The organism is Flagellimonas pelagia, from assembly GCF_003584135.1.
GTDB lineage: Bacteria > Bacteroidota > Bacteroidia > Flavobacteriales > Flavobacteriaceae > Flagellimonas > Flagellimonas pelagia.
This window is the reverse complement of sequence record NZ_QXFI01000033.1, coordinates 309,817-328,230: the sequence shown is the minus strand read 5'-3', so window position 1 is coordinate 328,230 and position 18,414 is coordinate 309,817. Positions and strand designations below refer to the sequence as shown.

The window sequence follows — 18,414 nt, the reverse complement described above, 5'->3', positions numbered from 1 at the left end:
ATCAAAATATTTGCTGATACCAAAGTTTGTTCTAAATTTGCACGCTCAAAAGCTGAAACAATTTTGGCTTTGATGTGGTACTGGCCTATGGTGTAATTGGCAACACTACTGATTTTGGTTCAGTCATTCTAGGTTCGAGTCCTAGTAGGCCAACGTAAAACCTCCCCTTCGCAAGATCGGGAGGTTTTTTAATGTTTTGAATTACTGGTCGTTCTTAGGATTCTTATCCAAAAAGGAAACCAAAATCCCAATTAAAAGGGAAATTCCAATAAACCCAAGGGATACCCATTCAGGGAAAGTGTAATAATGGGCCAAAATGAGTTTGATCCCCACAAAACTTAGAATGGCCACCAAACTGTATTTCAGGTGATGGAACCTGTTCAGCATATTGGCCAAGAAAAAGTACATGGACCTGAGACCCAATATGGCAAAAATATTGGAACTGAAGACCAAAAATGGGTCGGAAGTAATGGCCAAAATGGCCGGAACGCTGTCCAGGGCAAACAAAATATCCGTGAACTCAATGACCACCAACGCAATAAAAAGTGGAGTGGCCGCCGTAATATGCTTTATTTTGATAAAGAATTTTTGCCCTTGCATATGGGAGGTAATCGGCATCACCTTTCGCAAGTTTCTGTAGACAAAGGATTTTTTCGGATTGAAAGGCTTTTCCTTGGAAACGACCATGCGTATGGCCGTAAAAATCAGGAATGCCCCAAAAATATAGGTGGTAAAGCTAAATTTTTTGATCAGGGCAACCCCGAAGAAAATCATGAGGGCCCTAAAGATGATGGCTCCCAAAATGCCCCAAAACAAGACCCTATGTTGATATTTCTGTGGAATCCGGAACGAACCGAAAATTACGGCAATTACAAAAATGTTGTCAATGCTCAGGGAAAGCTCGATGAGATAACCTGTCAGGTATTTCATGCTGGCCCCCGTGGGTTTTAATTGATCCGGATTATCGATTTTGCCCGTACTATAAAGCCAATAGATCACCAAGGAAAACAGAAGGGACAAGGTAACCCAAATACTGGTCCACATCGATGCTTCCTTAACACTGATAATGTGGGCATTTTTATTGAAAACACCGAGATCGAGGGCTAAAAAGGAAAGTATTCCCAACAGGAAGATTATCCAGACCATCATACTTGAACTGTATCGCGACTGCGAAAATACCAAACAGCACGGGCTTTGTTAAAATCCACCTTCAAATTTGCAATTTTATTAACAAGGAAAGGGAAGATGGCAAGCTGAAAACTAGAACTTATGAAGATGTTTTAGGGATAAGCCGGATAAAACAGTGCCGCGGGTTCCTTTCTGCCTTCCAGTTCCATAGTGCCCATGGGTTCAAAGTTGATGGGTCCCTTTTCATCCAGTACATCTTTCAGTTGACCTGAAAGAAGCAATTCTTTTCCATAAGTCTTACACAGTTTCTGGATTCGGGCCGTTACATTTAATACATCACCCGTAAAAAAGATTTCTTTTTTAAGTGCCCCGATCTCTCCCGTGGTCACCTGTCCCATATGCATACCTGCCCGAAAGGAAGGGACTACACCGTATTTTTTTTCAAAATAGCTCGACTTTTTCCTTAGGCGCTCTTTCATGGCGTAGAAACATTGGATGCAATTTTGATGCGAAACACCCTCCTCTTTTTTCCAAGAAATCACGATTTCATCCCCAACGTATTGGTACACTTCACCCTTAAATTGAATAATGGCATCCGAGAGTTGGTTATAATAATCCCTTAAAAATTGAAAATAGGTTTGATGCCCCAATTGCTCTGCTAAAGAAGTGGAAGACTTCATGTCGAGGAACATAAAGATTCGGGTTTCGGCTTGAGGACGGTGGTATTTTCCGGAAAAGAAATTGAGTAAAACATCGTGCCCTAAATGCTCGCTGATTCCAGAATACAACAAGGAAACAAAAATGCTGAAGGAAAGGGATACCATGGTGCTCAAAAAGGTAGAACTCACAATGTAATGGGAAAATTTGTCCCAAACTCCATTGTCCAAAATAGAGGTGCCCATCTCTATACTGGCCGCCAGTGGAAAAGTAATGCAATTGATGACCAGCATGAACAATAGGTAAAACCCCATTTTATAAAGAATCTTACGGCCAAAACTTTTCGATTTAAACTGCTTTCCCAACCAAAGTACTTCTACGGTTCCCATGGCAATTCCTACCATGAAAACCGCAAAGGAGGCAAATAGAAAAATGGCCCAGTCTACTGTAATATCCGTTTCCGGGCGTTTGTTTTCATAGTCGGTGGCCATGGACTCGATAAGGAGCACAAACCAACTCAAAGCCAGCCAGATGATTCCGAAAGGCAGTATTCGTTTTAAGTAGTATTTGGTTTTGGGTTTCCCAAGGTTGATCATGGTATAAAGGTAGCAGGATTTTGTAATGGATGAAGACCAATCCGAACCAATGGAAAGTTAATCCATTCAAATGAAGATTGAATTCAAGCGACTTCACGAAGTCGGTACTGCTGATCTGCTCTTATTGATGAACCATGAATTGGTACGAAGACAAATGCCGTTGTTCCAAGGGGATTTCACAGAGGAGGATTTGGAAAAATTTGTAACTGCAAAGGAGCAAATGTGGATTGAATTCGGTTATGGTCCCTGGGCTTTTTATGTGGATGATGCTTTTGTGGGTTGGGGCGGACTGCAACCTGAAAACGGGGAGGCTGATTTGGCCATGGTGCTACATCCTGACCATTGGGGCTTGGGTAAGTCCATTTATACCAAGATCATCAAGAAAGCTTTTAATGAAATGGGACTCGACTCCATCACCATTTTGCTGCCCCAAACCAGAACTAAGGTCAAAGGGCTTTTAAGATTGGGGTTCCAAGAAGAAGGAGAAGTGCAGATCCAAAGTGTACCATTCGTTAGGTATCGGTTGTTGAAGAAGAGTGGTTGACCTATATCAATTTAGCAAAATAAAAACCGTTCCACAGGGGATTAATCTGTACATTAGGCAGGTATTTATCTTTAGAACTACTTTGAAATCAGGTAGTTCTGTTATGGTGGTTACATGCACAAACAGATTAAACAAACTACATGAACAATGGCGCAGATTACTTATGAACAGGAGTTCAAAAGATCCATAAAAGATCCGGAAAATTTCTGGATGGATCAAGCTTCGCAGATCAGTTGGTTTCAAAAACCAACTCGGGCAATCAGTAAGGATGCTAATGGGTTTTACCGATGGTTCAAAGGGGGAAAGTTGAACACCTCTTATTTGGCCCTTGATGCCCATATCGAAAACGGTCGGGGAGACGACATTGCACTGATTTACGATTCCCCGGTTACGCAATCTATAGCGAAATATACCTATTTGGAATTGAGGGATATGGTAAGCCGATTGGCTGGTGGGATGCAGCGCTTGGGAGTGGAAAAAGGGGACACAGTCATCATTTACATGCCTATGATTCCCCAAGCCGTGGTATCCATGTTGGCCTGTGCAAGGCTTGGTGCGGTACACTCCGTAGTTTTTGGCGGATTTGCCCCGCATGAGTTGGCCATCAGAATAGACGATGCCAAACCGAAACTCATCATCACGGCGACTTCAGGCATCGAGGTAGACCGTATCATTCCCTATAAACCCATGGTGGATGAAGCCATCAAAATGGCAACCCATTCCCCGGAACATGTAATCGTATTCAACCGAAAACTCGGAGCTGTACGTCCAGATGGTGAAAACGATATTGATTATGCCACTTTGATGAAAATTGCGGATCCTGTTCGTTGGACCGAAGTGGATGCCGCCGACCCCTTGTATATTTTGTATACTTCGGGAACAACGGGCAAGCCCAAGGGAATCATTCGGGACAATGGAGGGCATGCCGTGGCCATGCACTACAGTATGAAACATGTTTACGGAGTCAACCCTCGTGAGGTCTTTTGGGCGGCCAGCGATGTGGGATGGGTAGTAGGACACAGTTATATTGTGTACGCTCCCTTGATCTATGGCTGTACCACGGTACTTTTTGAAGGGAAACCCGTTCGTACTCCTGACGCTTCCACTTTTTGGAGGGTGATCAGTGATCACGAGGTCAATGTCATGTTCACGGCCCCCACGGCCATTCGTGCCATCAAGAAGGAAGATCCCCATGGAGAATTTATCAAGCAATTTGAAATGCGCAATTTGCGATATCTCTTCTTGGCCGGGGAACGTTGCGATGTGAGCACTTTGGAGTGGGCAGGAGAAAAGTTGAACGTCCCCGTGATCGATCACTGGTGGCAAACCGAAACAGGGTGGCCCATTGTGGCCAACATGATGGGGTTTGAAAGTCATTTTGAGGTAAAACCGGGATCGGCAACCAAACCTGTTTGTGGCTATGATGTCCAAATCCTTCGGGAAGATGGTACCCAAGCTGACCAAGGTGAGGAAGGCTACGTGGCCATAAAATTACCCTTGCCCCCAGGAACCTTGCCCAACCTTTGGGGAGATACGGAACGATTCGTGAAAGGCTACTTGGAACGATTTGAAGGCTATTATTTCTCGGGTGATGGGGGATATATTGATGAGGAGGGATATGTGTTCATCACAGGACGGGTAGATGATATCATCAATGTGGCCGGACACCGTTTGTCTACCGCGGAAATGGAAGAAGTGGTGGCCAAACATCCCGATGTGGCCGAATGTTGTGTGGTGGGGATAGAGGATGACCTTAAAGGTCAGATACCTCTGGCACTTGCAGTACTCAAAGCTGGTTCGGAAATTGAACATTTTCAATTACAGTCCGAAGTCGTAAATGATGTACGGAAAGAAATAGGCCCCGTGGCATCACTTAAAAAAGTATTGGTGGCCGAACGCTTGCCCAAGACACGTTCAGGAAAAATACTCAGAAAAATCATCAGGGCCATTGCCGATGGAAAGGAATACAATGTACCCTCAACCATTGATGATCCCGAAATACTTTCGGAGATCCAAGCACTGTTTGAAGGTCAGATGGTGGGTGTTTTTGAGAAAAAATAAAGAATAAAAAAGGGAGCTAAAGCAGCTCCCTTTTTTGTTAATTCTTGTTTACCCGATAGGTTATTTTTCTGTTGGTGATGACCGTTCCGACCTTTAAGTTCAAAGTGGCTTGGTTTGAGGTCAATGCTGTACAACTTGCCGTGGAATTGGAAACCAAAACACGGAAGATATATCCGTTTTTATCCAAATCCGGACTGTTAACAGTGAGGTTTGCCGTTGAGGTCCCACTATAATCGGTACCGTCCGCCAACGGAACAAAATTACTGCCCCCGTCGGTGCTCACTTCCCATTGGAAGGTGTCTATTCCAGTAGTGGAAACGGAAAAACTTCCATTGTTGCCCACAATTATATTTTGGTCTGAAGGTTGTGTGTCGATGGTGAAAGGATCCACTGTGATGGTCTGTTCCACATCAAAAGTATTTCCAGAGGCATCGGTAATTCTATAGGTTCTGGTGATAATTTCTGGATTAGATCCTCCATCACTCATATCACTGATGAAAGTAACAGTAGGACTTGGATCGCAATTATCAGCTTCATCGGTGATTACGGTCACATCCGCTGCTGGAATATCCCCGGAGCAATACACGGTCAATGGAGCCGGAGCACTTGCTGTTGGAGCTGTTGTATCCACAGTAATGGTTGTAGTGGCTGCTAGATCTGGATATGGTGGATCCCCTGGCATTCCACCGTATTCCACCAAATACCCTTTGGGTTGATAATCGCCACTGCCTGCACCTGTATTGGAAAGGTCGTTCCATGATCCGGGCAAGCCTACCCCAGGTGCGGTAATGTGCGCATAGTCCTCATCACCACTGTTATTGGGTTCCCCTGCGTTCCAAAACTCATAGGCAAAAGCTGTTCCGCCTGCGTTTCCTCTCCAGAACAATGTTCCGGCCTCGGGACCTGTTACCCAATACCAGTCCCCTTCCAATGCGGCATCACTGGCTCCGATCCAACCGGCACCGGGAGCCTGTGAACCCAAAAGATCGGATTCGTCTTGAATGGAAATAGTGGCCAAATATCCTTGAAGGCCATAAAAAGTTCGTAAAGCAGCGGCATCCCTTGCCGATGTCCAGGTAATTCCCAATGAGGGTACATACTCATAATAGTGTCCTGTCGACGCCAAATAGTTGGCTTCATCCATCACAATGGAAAAACTACGAGTTTCCCCAGAAGTTACTGTTGCAGTGGTTTGAAAAACAACCGCACTGATGGCTGCCTCAAATTCAGCCAAGGTTGTTGGTCCGGTCAAGGTCAATCTACCTTCTGAAACATCCCAACTTGCGGTAATATTGGGATGGGTGCCTGTTAAGCTTAAAAGGTCCCCTGTATTATCGTAATTGGAGGTGATCTGTATGAATACCGCATCCAAGGTACTGCTGTCCGGGTCTGTAATGCTGACACTTTCCACAACTGGAATGGTACTACCGGGACAGAAAATCTGATCTCCTGTAGCGGTAATGGACGGTGGCTGGTCCGCATCGACGGTATCATCCCTGAAGTCCAAATCCCCTCCAGAACCTAAATCCCCATCCGAATCAGGTAGCATCAAGGTTCCTCCACTTGTGGTGGTAGGGTCGTCAATGGTACCGCCTGGGTCACTATAACCTGAGGTAGTATCAATATTGTTGTCCAATCCATCGTTATCGGAATCGCTTCCGGATAAGGTCAATGCGGCTTCGGTGGTATCGTTGGTTCCATCGTTGTCGCTATCCGTATCCAAAAAATCAGGGGTGCCATCCCCATCAGTATCAATATAGGCTATGCCACCAGTTTCGTAGGCGTTGTCCAATCCATCATTGTCGGAATCGGTTCCCGAAGGTGCCGTATAACCGGTTGAAGTCTGGGCTTCCACATTATCGGGGATACCGTCGCCATCACTATCCAGATCTTGGTAATTGGGAATTCCATCACCGTCCGTATCCACCGTGGAGCAATCAAAAGAACCACTGTAACTGGCACCGTATACCCTTGCTCCGGTTTGGTAGGCCATCACCCTAAAGGATTGAAAATTGCTGGTTGAAACCGTAAATGTAATTTCTGTTATAGATCCAGATGGAACATCGGTGGCATCAGCCAGATAGTTGCCATTGGTATATTGGATCTGCATATCTGTAATACCACTATTACTGTTTGCATTAGGGTCCGCTGCTAAGAAAACACTGACAGTAGTACCCATTGGTATCACCTGGGCAAACTGTAACAATAAAATGGACTGGCCTTGGTAGGTTGAAACCGAATTGGCAGCATATGTGGTGCCGGGGTTTCCTTGGGCATTGGAAACATTATTGAAATATTGAACATTCGTTGCGGTCTGCACATAAGTACTCCCCGTTGCTCCCCCGCATTCGTCCGTGTCCAAAATACCATCGTTGTCGTCATCTACATCCGTACTGTCCGGTACACCATCATTGTCCAAATCGGGCTGGGAACAATTGGAGTACAATATGGAGAATGGAATATTTTGCTTGGAAATGGATGGCCCTTGGTATTGTACTGTTAAGGTTTCGCCACCGCCATTTTCAAAAAAGAGGACCCGGATACTGTGAAGACCGGCAGTCAACGAAATGGATCCCGATCTTTCTTGCGTACCGTGGGCCCCATCGTTGTCGACAACTTCGCTGCCATCAATATAAAGTTTGGAACCATCGTCCGAAGAAGTGTAAAAAGTGTATGATCCTGCAGCATCTATTTGGATGTACCCGTCATATCGAATACTGAAGTAATCGGTATCCCCTGGATCTTCTTGATTTTGGAGGGCGTCAACGTCAAAACTGGTATAGGTGCCCGTACCCAATGCGCCAGAGGTTGGGATGTTGTCCACTGTACTTCCAGAAGGGCCACTGTCATAAAACTCAAAGTCGATTTCCCCGTTACAGATGCCAGAAACTCCTTCCACGGTGACATTGTCAATAAAATATTGTTCCGCACCATCATTGTTGTACATCCGAACCCTAATTTCAAGTGAAGTATTTCCGGCTGTGGATAGGTTAACGGTGTAGGAGGAATTTAAGGGGTCTGAGTTAGATCCTGATGCATTTACAAATTGTTGCCAAGACCCGCCATCAATGCGGTACTCTCCTCTAAAATAATCCTGACCATTATCCATTTCGCTGGGTGTATTTGCCCAAGTATCCATGTAAAAACTGATAAAGGAATATCCTGAGATATCAATGGAATTGACCTGCCAAGTTCCCATACCGCCTAAATTTCTTCCGCGTAGGGAATTGTTTCGAACAGATAAACTATTTCCCCTATCAGTGGTCCAACTGGATGCAGAGGGTCCCGTGGCAGTACCGCTCTGGGTGTTGTTGCCATAGGTGAAGTTTTCACTCCAAAGAGTGGTCTGCGAAAAAGAGAGGAAGGTTCCCCATAAAAAGAATACCAATAAAGCCTTATGGCCATTGGAAATTTTAGGAGTTTTTCCCTTGACGAACAATGTTGAGGTCATGTTCCTTGTTGATTTGCATACAAAACTAATCTTGGTATGCTTTACTGAAAATATTTGTTGTGAAATGGGGAAATAGCCATGTTAATGGGTAAATTTGTTGAGTCTGGGATATGCTCATCCTTTTGAAATTTACATAGAGCGGTATTGGAGAGGGCAAGTAATATTGGGTTAATCTAGACCAAATGCATCATGAATAAAGTTGTATCAAATGTTTTGTGTACCACATACTTGCAGTTACAGGAATATTTGTCGTATATTTGCACCACTGAACGGATATAGAAGTATTCATGAGGGGACTTTGGGTCCCCTCTTTTATTGCTGATCTCTTATGTTGAAGGAAAAAGTGGAATCGTTGTTGAACAAGGCCTTGGAGGAACGTCCTTCCTTGTTTTTGATTGATTTTACCGTAGGCGGGGACAATACCATAAAGGTGGTTTTGGACGGTGATAAAGGAGTCAGTCTGCAGGATTGTATGGATGTGAGCAGGGCCATTGAGCATAACCTCGATCGGGAGGAAGAGGACTTCTCTCTCGAAGTGGCCTCCGCAGGAGCGGCTTCTCCCATGCGATTTCCACGTCAGTATACCAAGAATATTGGACGACAAATAAAGGTACGCACCACTGGTCAAGAATTGGAAGGGACTTTGGTGGATGCCTCTGAAAATAGTATTACCTTGGAGTGGAAGGCCCGTGAGCCCAAACCAACAGGTAAGGGAAAGGTAACAGTACAGAAAAAGCAGGAAATTGCATTTTCTGATATCCAAGAAGCAAAAGTTATATTAAAATTTTAATCGTAGTAGAAAAATGGAAAACCTAGCGCTCATCGAATCCTTTTCGGAGTTCAAGGACGATAAGTTTATAGACAGGGTGACCCTGATGGCCATTTTGGAAGAAGTGTTCCGAAGTGCCCTCAAGAAGAAGTTTGGTTCTGACGACAATTTTGATATCATCATCAACCCGGATAAAGGGGATTTGGAGATATGGAGAAACCGAGTGGTTGTGGAAGATGGGGAAGTAGAAGATCCCAATGAGGAAATATCCCTTACCGAAGCCAGAAGGATCGAGCCGGATTTTGAGGTGGGAGAAGATGTTTCCGAAGAAGTGAAACTTATTGACTTGGGAAGAAGGGCCATTTTGGCCTTGCGCCAAAACTTGATTTCCAAGATCCATGAGCACGATAACACCACAATTTATAAGCAGTTCAAGGATTTGGAAGGTGAAATCTATACCGCTGAGGTGCACCACATTCGCCACAAGGCCGTGATCTTGTTGGACGATGAAGGAAACGAGATTATCCTTCCAAAGGAAAAACAGATTCCATCCGACTTTTTCCGTAAAGGGGACAATGTCCGTGGTATCATTGAAAGTGTTGAGTTGAAAGGGAACAAGCCGACCATCATCATGTCGAGGACTTCACCTATTTTCTTGGAGCAATTGTTCTTCCAGGAAATCCCGGAAGTGTTCGATGGATTGATCACGATCAAAAAGGCGGTTCGTATTCCTGGTGAAAAAGCCAAGGTGGCCGTGGATTCCTATGATGATAGGATCGATCCGGTAGGTGCCTGTGTGGGGATGAAAGGGTCTCGTATCCATGGAATTGTCCGCGAGTTGGGCAATGAAAACATCGATGTGATCAACTGGACCAATAATCCTCAATTGATGATTACAAGGGCATTGAGCCCTGCGAAGGTTTCATCGGTAAAATTGAACGAAGAGAAAAAAACCGCCCAGGTATATCTTAAGCCAGAGGAAGTTTCCAAGGCTATCGGCAGGGGTGGACATAACATTCGATTGGCAGGCCAATTGACTGGTTACGAAATAGATGTGTTCCGTGAAGGTGTTGAGGAAGATGTGGAATTGACCGAGTTTTCAGATGAAATTGAAAGTTGGGTGATTGAGGAACTCAAGAAGATCGGTTTGGATACCGCACGTAGTGTTTTGGAGCAAGATGTGACCGACTTGGCTAAGCGAACCGATTTGGAAGAAGAAACAATCCTGGATGTGATTCGCATCCTGAAGGAAGAATTTGAAGATTAGACTTATATTAGCAGCGAATTTTAGGGCAAGGAAATTAATTTATGGCAGAAAATCCAACGATACGACTTAATAAAGTTCTTAGGGAATTGAACATTTCACTGGAAAGGGCGGTAGACTACCTGGCCTCTGAGGGCCATGAGGTAGAGGCACGTCCTACCACAAAAATTTCAGATGAGGTGTATCAGGTCCTGTTGGATGAGTTCCAAACGGATAAGAGTAAAAAAGTAGCTTCCAAAGAAGTTGGTGAGGAGAAAAGGAAGGAAAAAGAAGCTATCCGAGTCCAAATGGAACAGGAACAGGAAGAGCGAAGGATTGCTAGGGAAAAACGCAATGCGGAGCAGCAGGTGATCAAGGCCAAGGCCGAGCTTGCCGGTCCCAAGACCGTTGGTAAAATAGATTTGGACGAAAAGCCAAGTCAACCCAAAGAGGAAGAGCCAAAACAAACGGTAGAAGAACCCAAGCCTACGCCTGCCCCTGTAGAGGAAAAACCAAAAGAAGTAGAAGTCAAAAAAGTAGAGGAGAAGGTTGAGCCAAAAGAAGTAAAGGAAGAGAAGACGGAGGAGCAACCCAAGGAGTCCGGTACCATAAAAACCCAATACCAAAAACTTTCCGGGCCTAAGATCACTGGTGATAAAATAGACCTTTCCCAATTCGAAAAACCAAAGAAGAAGAAAGAGGACAGCCAAAAGTCCAATGGAGGTTCTTCAGATGCAGGTGCGGATAGGAGAAAGCGCAGAAAACGTATCGTTAAAAATGGAGGGCCACAGTCCGGTAACGGACGTCCCAATAGACCGGGAGGAGGCAATGGAATTGGTAGAAAAGGTGGTCAGCGAACTGCTGTTCCTAAAGTGGAGCCTACAGAGGAAGAAGTACAAAAGCAGGTAAGGGAAACCTTGGAAAAACTCCAAGGCAAGGCCAGTAAGGGCAAAGGGGCCAAATATCGCAGGGAGAAAAGGGACCAGCACCGTCAACAAACGGAAAAAGACCTGGAACAGCAGGAATTGGAAAGCAAAATCCTCAAGGTTACCGAGTTCGTTACCGTGAACGAGGTAGCTGCCATGATGGATGTGCCCACTACAAAAATCATTTCTGCCTGTATGTCCCTGGGTATCATGGTGACCATGAACCAACGTTTGGATGCGGAAACCCTTTCCATAGTGGCCGATGAATTTGGTTATGAGGTAGAATTTGTTACTGCCGAGATCGAAGAATCCATTGAGGAAGAAGTGGATGCCGCTGAAGATTTGAAACCAAGGGCTCCGATCGTTACCGTAATGGGTCACGTAGATCACGGTAAGACCTCTTTGTTGGACTATATTAGGGAAGAGAATGTAATTGCCGGAGAAAGCGGGGGAATCACCCAGCACATTGGTGCATATGGGGTTACCTTGGAAGGCGGCCAAAAAATAACGTTCCTCGATACACCGGGTCACGAAGCATTTACCGCAATGCGTGCCCGTGGAGCACAGGTAACGGATATCGCGATCATTGTGATCGCTGCGGATGACGACATCATGCCGCAGACCAAGGAAGCTATCAGCCATGCACAAGCCGCTGGGGTTCCTATAGTGTTTGCGATCAACAAAGTGGATAAGCCAACGGCAAATCCGGATAAGATTAAGGAAGGACTTGCCCAAATGAACCTCTTGGTCGAGGATTGGGGAGGTAAGATCCAGTCCCATGATATTTCTGCCAAAACAGGGCAGGGCGTGAAGGAATTGTTGGAAAAAGTATTGCTGGAAGCCGAATTGTTGGAGCTCCAGGCAAATCCCGACAAACTTGCTTCCGGTACTGTTGTGGAAGCCTTTTTGGACAAAGGTAGAGGATATGTTTCCACGGTCTTGGTACAATCGGGTACATTGAACATCGGGGATTACGTCTTGGCCGGAACCTGCAGTGGTAAGGTAAAAGCCATGCAGGATGAGAGAGGAAAAAGCATCAAGAAAGCTGGACCTTCAACCCCAATATCCATTTTGGGATTGGATGGTGCGCCGCAGGCCGGTGATAGGTTCAACGTGTTGGAAGATGAGCGTGAAGCTAAGCAGATTGCCGCCAAGCGTTCCCAATTGCAACGCGAGCAATCCGTAAGGACACAGCGCCATATTACCTTGGATGAGATTGGAAGACGAATCGCATTGGGTGACTTCAAGGAATTGAACATTATCCTGAAAGGTGATGTGGACGGTTCCGTAGAGGCCTTGACCGATTCGTTCCAAAAACTTTCAACCGCGGAGATCCAAGTGAACATCATCCACAAAGGGGTGGGTGCCATTACTGAATCGGACGTATTGTTGGCCAGTGCATCTGATGCTATCATCATTGGATTTAACGTAAGACCGATGGGCAACGCCCGTCAGGTTGCCGACAAGGAGGAAATCGATATCAGAACGTATTCCATCATCTATGATGCCATCAACGATCTTAAGGATGCCATGGAAGGTATGTTGTCCCCAGAGATCAAGGAGGAAATCACGGGTAATGCCGAGATCAGGGAAACTTTCAAGATTTCCAAGGTCGGTACCATTGCAGGTTGTATGGTGACCAGTGGCAAGATTTTCCGAAATTCACAAATAAGGCTAATCCGAGATGGAGTGGTCGTCTATACAGGCGAATTAGCTTCCTTGAAACGATTTAAGGATGATGTGAAGGAAGTGTCCAAAGGATATGACTGTGGATTGCAGATCAAGAACTATAATGACATAAGAGAAGGTGATATTGTGGAAGCCTTCCAAGAAGTTGCAGTGAAGAAAAAGCTGTAATGAGAAAATTATCAAAAAAAGAAAATCCCGCTTTCGGCGGGATTTTTTTATGGCTTGGATTCGCTCTCCGGTTTTAAGAGCATGGCATCCGGGTATTTTTTTCGGACTTCGAGATATTTTCGTTCCGCTTCCAGTATGGTCTTGAACTTGCCCAATCTAACGCGATAGGTGGGCGATTCAAACTCTATTTTGGAATACCATCCTGGAAAATCTATATCAATTTGAGATTTGAGGTTTTGGGCCATTTGATAGTCCCCAAAGCCAACTTGGATCTGATAAAATCCCGATTTGGAATTTACATCGGCATATAATTTTACCAGCTCGTCAATTTTTGGGTCCTGCTGGATGGTCACCTTGCCCTCCTGTGCAGAAAGATGAAGGGACAAACCTAGCAAAATAGCAGTAAATACGGAAGTTTTCATGTTGTTCCGGTACTTTTGGATTATCTGTTCGTGCAAATGTAATTTATTCTGTTTTAAACCTGATCGAGCCAGTTTATTTAGAATCTTTATAAATTAGATGTTATAAATACCTTAACATTTTAAAAAATGCCTGTATGTCTTACTTTTGTTGCCACTCTTGGTAGCTGAAAAAGCTATTGTTCTCAATTTCAATAGAAAGAATCGTGCCAAGGATTTCGATAGAAATTTCGTAAATATGAAAAAGGTTTTATACCGCCATCTATTTTCTAAAGTTTTAGGTTTATCTCTCCTACTTTTCTCCACATCTTTTTATGCACAGGAAGAAACAGCCGCCGCTGAAACGGGTGGGGGTGATCCTGCAAAAGGAAAACAGCTCTTCAACCAAAACTGTGCCGCTTGTCACGCGCTTGACCGTAAGATGACCGGTCCTGCGTTGGCCAATGTGGAACAACGTTTGGCGGACGATGCCGGATTGGATCGTGAATGGATCTATGCTTGGGTAAAGAACAGTCCCGGGGTGATTGCCTCTGGCGATGCTTATGCCACTGCGCTCTATGCGGAGTTCAATCAAGCGGCCATGACGCCTTTCCCTACGCTGTCCAATGAAGATATCGATAATATTTTGGCCTATACCGCCGCGCCTCCGGCAACTCCGGCTGCCGCTACGGCAACCGCTGCTGATACTGGTGCTGGTTCTGGTGATGCATCAGGAGGTATTTCCAATGAGATGATCTTGGGTGCTTTGGCCCTTGTCTTTGGATTGTTGGTGGTGATGTTGATATTGGTGAACAAGACCTTGCGCCGCATCGCCGAAGCCAATGGAGTCATTCTGGATAAAGAAAAAGAAAAAAGATTGCCCATTTGGAAGGCGTTTGCCCAAAACCAGTTCTTGGTGTTGGTGACCACGATTTTCCTTTTATTGGCAAGTGCCTATTTTGCTTACGGCTATATGATGCAGGTTGGTGTGGATCAGGGTTACGCCCCTGTTCAGCCTATCCACTTCTCGCACAAGGTGCACGCCGGGGATAACAAGATTGAATGTAAATATTGCCACTCCTCCGCAAGGGTATCCAAAACTTCAGGTATCCCTTCGTTAAATGTATGTATGAACTGCCACAAATCCATTTACCAATATGCAGGAAACCCTGAAGGGCCTTCTGCTGAGGATTTGGCTGCCGGGCATACCAATGATTTCTACACTGGCGAGATCAAGAAATTGTACAAGGCCGTAGGATGGGATGAGGAAAATCAAAAATATACAGGTGAGACACAGCCTGTGGAATGGGTAAGGATCCACAATCTACCCGATTTTGCCTACTTCAACCACTCACAGCACGTTTCTGTGGCGGGTGTGGCCTGTCAAACTTGTCACGGTCCGGTTGAGGAAATGGAAATCGTTGAGCAATTTGCTCCGCTTACCATGGGATGGTGTATCAATTGTCACCGTACCACCAACGTGAAGATGGAGGGCAATGAATACTACGAAGCCATTCATGAAGAACTGTCCAAAAAATATGGTGTGGAGCAATTGACCGCGGCCATGATGGGTGGTATCGAATGTGGTAAGTGTCACTATTAAGAATTAAAAAGCAGATAATCTCAGATATATCGTATGGCATCAAACAAGAAATATTGGAAAAGTGAAGCGGAGTTGAATCCGAACGATTCCATTGTTGAGGCGCTAAGACACAACGAGTTTACAGAACAGATTCCCGTTGATGAGTTTTTGGGCGACAAGGAAAACCTGTCGGCCTCCAATACCTCCAGAAGGGACTTTTTGAAATATGTGGGTTTCAGCACAGCGGCGGCTACCATTGCTGCCTGTGAGGGCCCAGTGCACAAATCCATTCCTTATGTGGTGCAACCGGACCGAATTGTTCCCGGTGTGGCCAACTACTATGCCACCACCATTGCAGATGGATTTGACTTTGCCAGTATTTTGGTAAAGACTAGGGAAGGAAGGCCGATCAAGATCGAGAACAATACCGATGCCAAGGTCAATGGAAGTGCCAATGCCAGGGTGCAGGCTTCCGTGCTTTCCCTTTATGATAGTAAAAGAGTTCAAGGGCCATTGGCAAAAGGGGAACCTATCGAATGGAAGGTCCTTGATGCTACGGTGAGGGCCAAATTGAACAGTTTGAAAGGTTCCAATAAGCAAGTGGTCTTGTTGACCCAGACCTATGCGAGCCCTTCCACGGATAAATTGATTGCTGAGTTTAAGGCAGCTTATGGTGAAAATGTGAACCATGTGGTTTACGATGCCATTTCTGAGGATGCTGCCCTTAACGCATACCAAACGGCTTATGGCGAACGCGCCTTGGCCGATTACGACTTTGAAAAGGCCGATTTGATCGTTTCCTTTGGAGCTGATTTTCTTGGAGATTGGCAAGGTGGAGGTTATGAAGGAGGCTATGCCAAAGGCAGGGTGCCCAAGCATGGTAAAATGTCAAGACACATCCAGTTGGAGTCCAACATGTCCTTGTCAGGCGCCAATGCGGACAAGCGTTATCCAATGACGCCTACCCAGCAAAAAATAGCCTTGGCCAAATTGTACGGCAAATTGAATGGCAGTAATGTGGGAGGTGGTACTTCCGATGTTGATGAAGCTGTTGAAAAAGTAGCCACAGAAATTAAAAAAGCAGGCAGCAAAGCTGTTGTGGTCACTGGTCTGAACGATGTAAATGCGCAGACCGTGGTATTGGCCATCAACAAATTGTTGGCCAGTGAGGCTTTCGATACTGAAAATCCAAAATACATCCGCCAAGGAGATACTGCCAAGGTAACCAAGTTGGTTGCCGATATGAATGCAGGTCGCGTTGGGGCATTGCTTATGGATGGTGTGAACCCAGTGTACACCCTTCCCAATTCAGAAGAGTTTGTCTCTGGACTTGAAAAAGTGGATTTGTCCGTTGCCTTTTCATTCAACAATGATGAAACGGCACAAGCTGCCAACTATGTTGGGGCTGCTTCCCACTATTTGGAGTCTTGGGGTGACGCACAGTTCAAGAAAGGACAATATAGCTTGATGCAACCCGCAATCCGCGAGTTGTTCGATACCAAACAGTTCCAAACGGCTTTGTTGGGCTGGATGGGCATGGAGAAAACCTATTACGATTACATCAAGGAAACATGGAGTACCGATATCCTTCAGGGCGGTTCTTGGAACAAAGCCTTGCAAGATGGTGTTTTCATGGCTCCAGCTGTTGAAGGTGAAGAAACTGCCGAAATGGTTTCCGCCGATACAACGGAGGGAGAAGAGACCACTGTGGTGCCGATTGCTTCTGCCATTCGCTCTTTGGTGAATGCCACAAGTGCTGGAACCGAGTTGGTTTTGTATTCCAAAACCGGTATGGGGGATGGCCGTCAGGCCAACAACCCATGGTTGCAAGAGTTTCCCGATCCTATTTCCAGGGTGTCTTGGGACAACTATGTGACCGTATCCAAAGCCGATGCTGAAAAGTGGGGCTTTGAAAATGAAATTGTAGCGGACGGAGGTCTTAATGGAGACTATGCCAAATTGACCGTGGATGGCAAGGTGCTGGAAAATGTTCCAGTAATCGTGCAGCCAGGTCAGGCGGTGGGTACCGTTGGACTTTCTTTCGGATATGGCAAGAAAGCCGGTATGCAGGATGAAATGGCCACTGGTGTGAACGCCTATACGTTGTACGGCAATTTTGCCAATGTGCAATCTGTGACGGTTGAAAAAGCTGCAGGTGTTCACGAGTTCGCCTGTATCCAATCCCACAAAACGTTGATGGGTAGGGGGGATATCATCAAGGAAACCACCTTGGAAATCTTCAATACCAAAGACCATCACGAGTGGAACCACATGCCTGAGGTTTCCTTGAACCATCAAGAAATTCCTGTTACGTCACCTGACGCCGATCTTTGGGAATCTTTTGATCGTTCCATCGGACACCACTTCAACCTGTCCATCGATTTGAATGCTTGTACAGGATGTGGGGCTTGTGTGATCGCTTGTCATGCAGAGAACAACGTTCCTGTGGTAGGTAAAAGAGAAATGCGTCGTTCCCGTGATATGCACTGGTTGCGCATCGATAGATATTACTCTTCCGAAGAGACTTTTGAGGAAGACAACGAGAAAAAGGAAAGCATGGACGGCCTTTGGGGAGAAAAAGGCTCCTTGGGCGGATTCAGGGAGATGGAAGATGCATCTGCCAATCCACAGGTGGCCTTCCAGCCGGTAATGTGCCAGCACTGTAACCATGCTCCTTGTGAAACGGTTTGTCCGGTTGCGGCAACATCGCACAGTAGGCAAGGTCAGAACCATATGGCCTACAACCGTTGCGTGGGTACTAGGTATTGTGCCAACAACTGTCCTTATAAAGTACGTAGGTTCAACTGGTTCTTGTACAACAACAACGACGAGTTCAACTTCAATATGAACAACGATTTGGGTAAAATGGTTATCAACCCAGATGTGAATGTTCGCTCCCGAGGTGTTATGGAAAAATGCTCCATGTGTATCCAAATGACCCAAAAGACCATCTTGGATGCCAAGAGGGATGGAAGGGTCATCAAGGACGGGGAGTTCCAAACAGCATGTTCCGCCGCTTGTAGCACAGGTGCCATGGTCTTTGGGGATGTCAACGATAAAGAAAGCAAAGTGGCCAAGTTGAAGGAAGATGATAGAATGTACCACCTATTGGAGCATGTGGGAACAAAACCCAATGTGTTCTATCATGTTAAGGTAAGAAACACCCACGAGGCTTAATCAAATAAAAAAGAAGTAACTAGAA

General features: G+C 45.5%; 11 protein-coding genes and 1 tRNA gene. 8 read left to right on the top strand and 4 right to left on the bottom strand.

Annotated features, from left to right (window positions below):
* Positions 1 to 81 precede the first annotated feature (81 nt).
* Positions 82 to 153 (top strand) — tRNA-Gln (locus tag D2V05_RS15535).
* A 48-nt stretch (positions 154 to 201) separates the two neighbouring features.
* Here D2V05_RS15535 and D2V05_RS15530 read toward each other — a convergent pair.
* Positions 202 to 1,149 (bottom strand): TerC family protein, encoded by a 948-nt coding sequence (locus D2V05_RS15530; protein ID WP_119648491.1) that lies wholly within the window; start codon positions 1,147 to 1,149, stop codon positions 202 to 204.
* A gap of 131 nt (positions 1,150 to 1,280) precedes the next feature.
* Entirely contained in the window at positions 1,281 to 2,381 is a 1,101-nt protein-coding gene (locus D2V05_RS15525) for an adenylate/guanylate cyclase domain-containing protein (protein WP_235855475.1), read from the bottom strand.
* A gap of 70 nt (positions 2,382 to 2,451) precedes the next feature.
* Between D2V05_RS15525 and D2V05_RS15520 the strand changes: the two genes are divergently transcribed.
* Together D2V05_RS15520 and D2V05_RS15515 are read left to right on the top strand one after the other, a co-directional pair.
* Positions 2,452 to 2,925 (top strand): GNAT family N-acetyltransferase, encoded by a 474-nt coding sequence (locus D2V05_RS15520; RefSeq protein ID WP_119648490.1) that lies wholly within the window; start codon positions 2,452 to 2,454, stop codon positions 2,923 to 2,925.
* A gap of 156 nt (positions 2,926 to 3,081) precedes the next feature.
* Positions 3,082 to 4,986 carry a propionyl-CoA synthetase gene (locus D2V05_RS15515; protein WP_119648623.1) on the top strand — a complete coding sequence of 635 codons (1,905 nt, stop codon included), beginning with the start codon at positions 3,082 to 3,084 and terminating at the stop codon, positions 4,984 to 4,986.
* 37 nt (positions 4,987 to 5,023) lie between these two features.
* Here the strand turns inward: D2V05_RS15515 and D2V05_RS15510 are convergent, their stop codons facing one another.
* Positions 5,024 to 8,437, bottom strand: coding sequence for a PA14 domain-containing protein (locus tag D2V05_RS15510; RefSeq protein WP_119648489.1), 3,414 nt, complete (start codon positions 8,435 to 8,437; stop codon positions 5,024 to 5,026).
* Between the two features lie 328 nt (positions 8,438 to 8,765).
* On the opposite strand from D2V05_RS15510, the gene rimP reads away from it, so the two are divergent.
* From rimP to infB, 3 genes are read left to right on the top strand one after another with little or no spacing between them, the layout of a single operon-like run.
* The gene (gene rimP, locus D2V05_RS15505) at positions 8,766 to 9,227 is read left to right on the top strand and encodes a ribosome assembly cofactor RimP (protein ID WP_119638580.1); all 462 of its coding nucleotides are present in this window, start codon (positions 8,766 to 8,768) and stop codon (positions 9,225 to 9,227) included.
* Between the two features lie 13 nt (positions 9,228 to 9,240).
* Complete coding sequence (gene nusA / locus D2V05_RS15500; RefSeq protein WP_119638581.1) at positions 9,241 to 10,473, top strand: transcription termination factor NusA; 1,233 nt, start codon at positions 9,241 to 9,243, stop codon at positions 10,471 to 10,473.
* 41 nt (positions 10,474 to 10,514) lie between these two features.
* The gene (gene infB, locus D2V05_RS15495) at positions 10,515 to 13,232 is read left to right on the top strand and encodes a translation initiation factor IF-2 (protein ID WP_119648488.1); all 2,718 of its coding nucleotides are present in this window, start codon (positions 10,515 to 10,517) and stop codon (positions 13,230 to 13,232) included.
* A gap of 47 nt (positions 13,233 to 13,279) precedes the next feature.
* On the opposite strand, the gene D2V05_RS15490 is transcribed toward infB, so the two are convergent.
* Complete coding sequence (locus tag D2V05_RS15490) at positions 13,280 to 13,654, bottom strand: SPOR domain-containing protein (protein WP_119648487.1); 375 nt, start codon at positions 13,652 to 13,654, stop codon at positions 13,280 to 13,282.
* 235 nt (positions 13,655 to 13,889) lie between these two features.
* On the opposite strand from D2V05_RS15490, the gene D2V05_RS15485 reads away from it, so the two are divergent.
* Positions 13,890 to 15,233, top strand: coding sequence for a cytochrome c3 family protein (locus tag D2V05_RS15485; protein ID WP_119648622.1), 1,344 nt, complete (start codon positions 13,890 to 13,892; stop codon positions 15,231 to 15,233).
* A 33-nt stretch (positions 15,234 to 15,266) separates the two neighbouring features.
* Entirely contained in the window at positions 15,267 to 18,389 is a 3,123-nt protein-coding gene (locus D2V05_RS15480) for a TAT-variant-translocated molybdopterin oxidoreductase (RefSeq protein WP_119648486.1), read from the top strand.
* Positions 18,390 to 18,414: the final 25 nt, after the last annotated feature.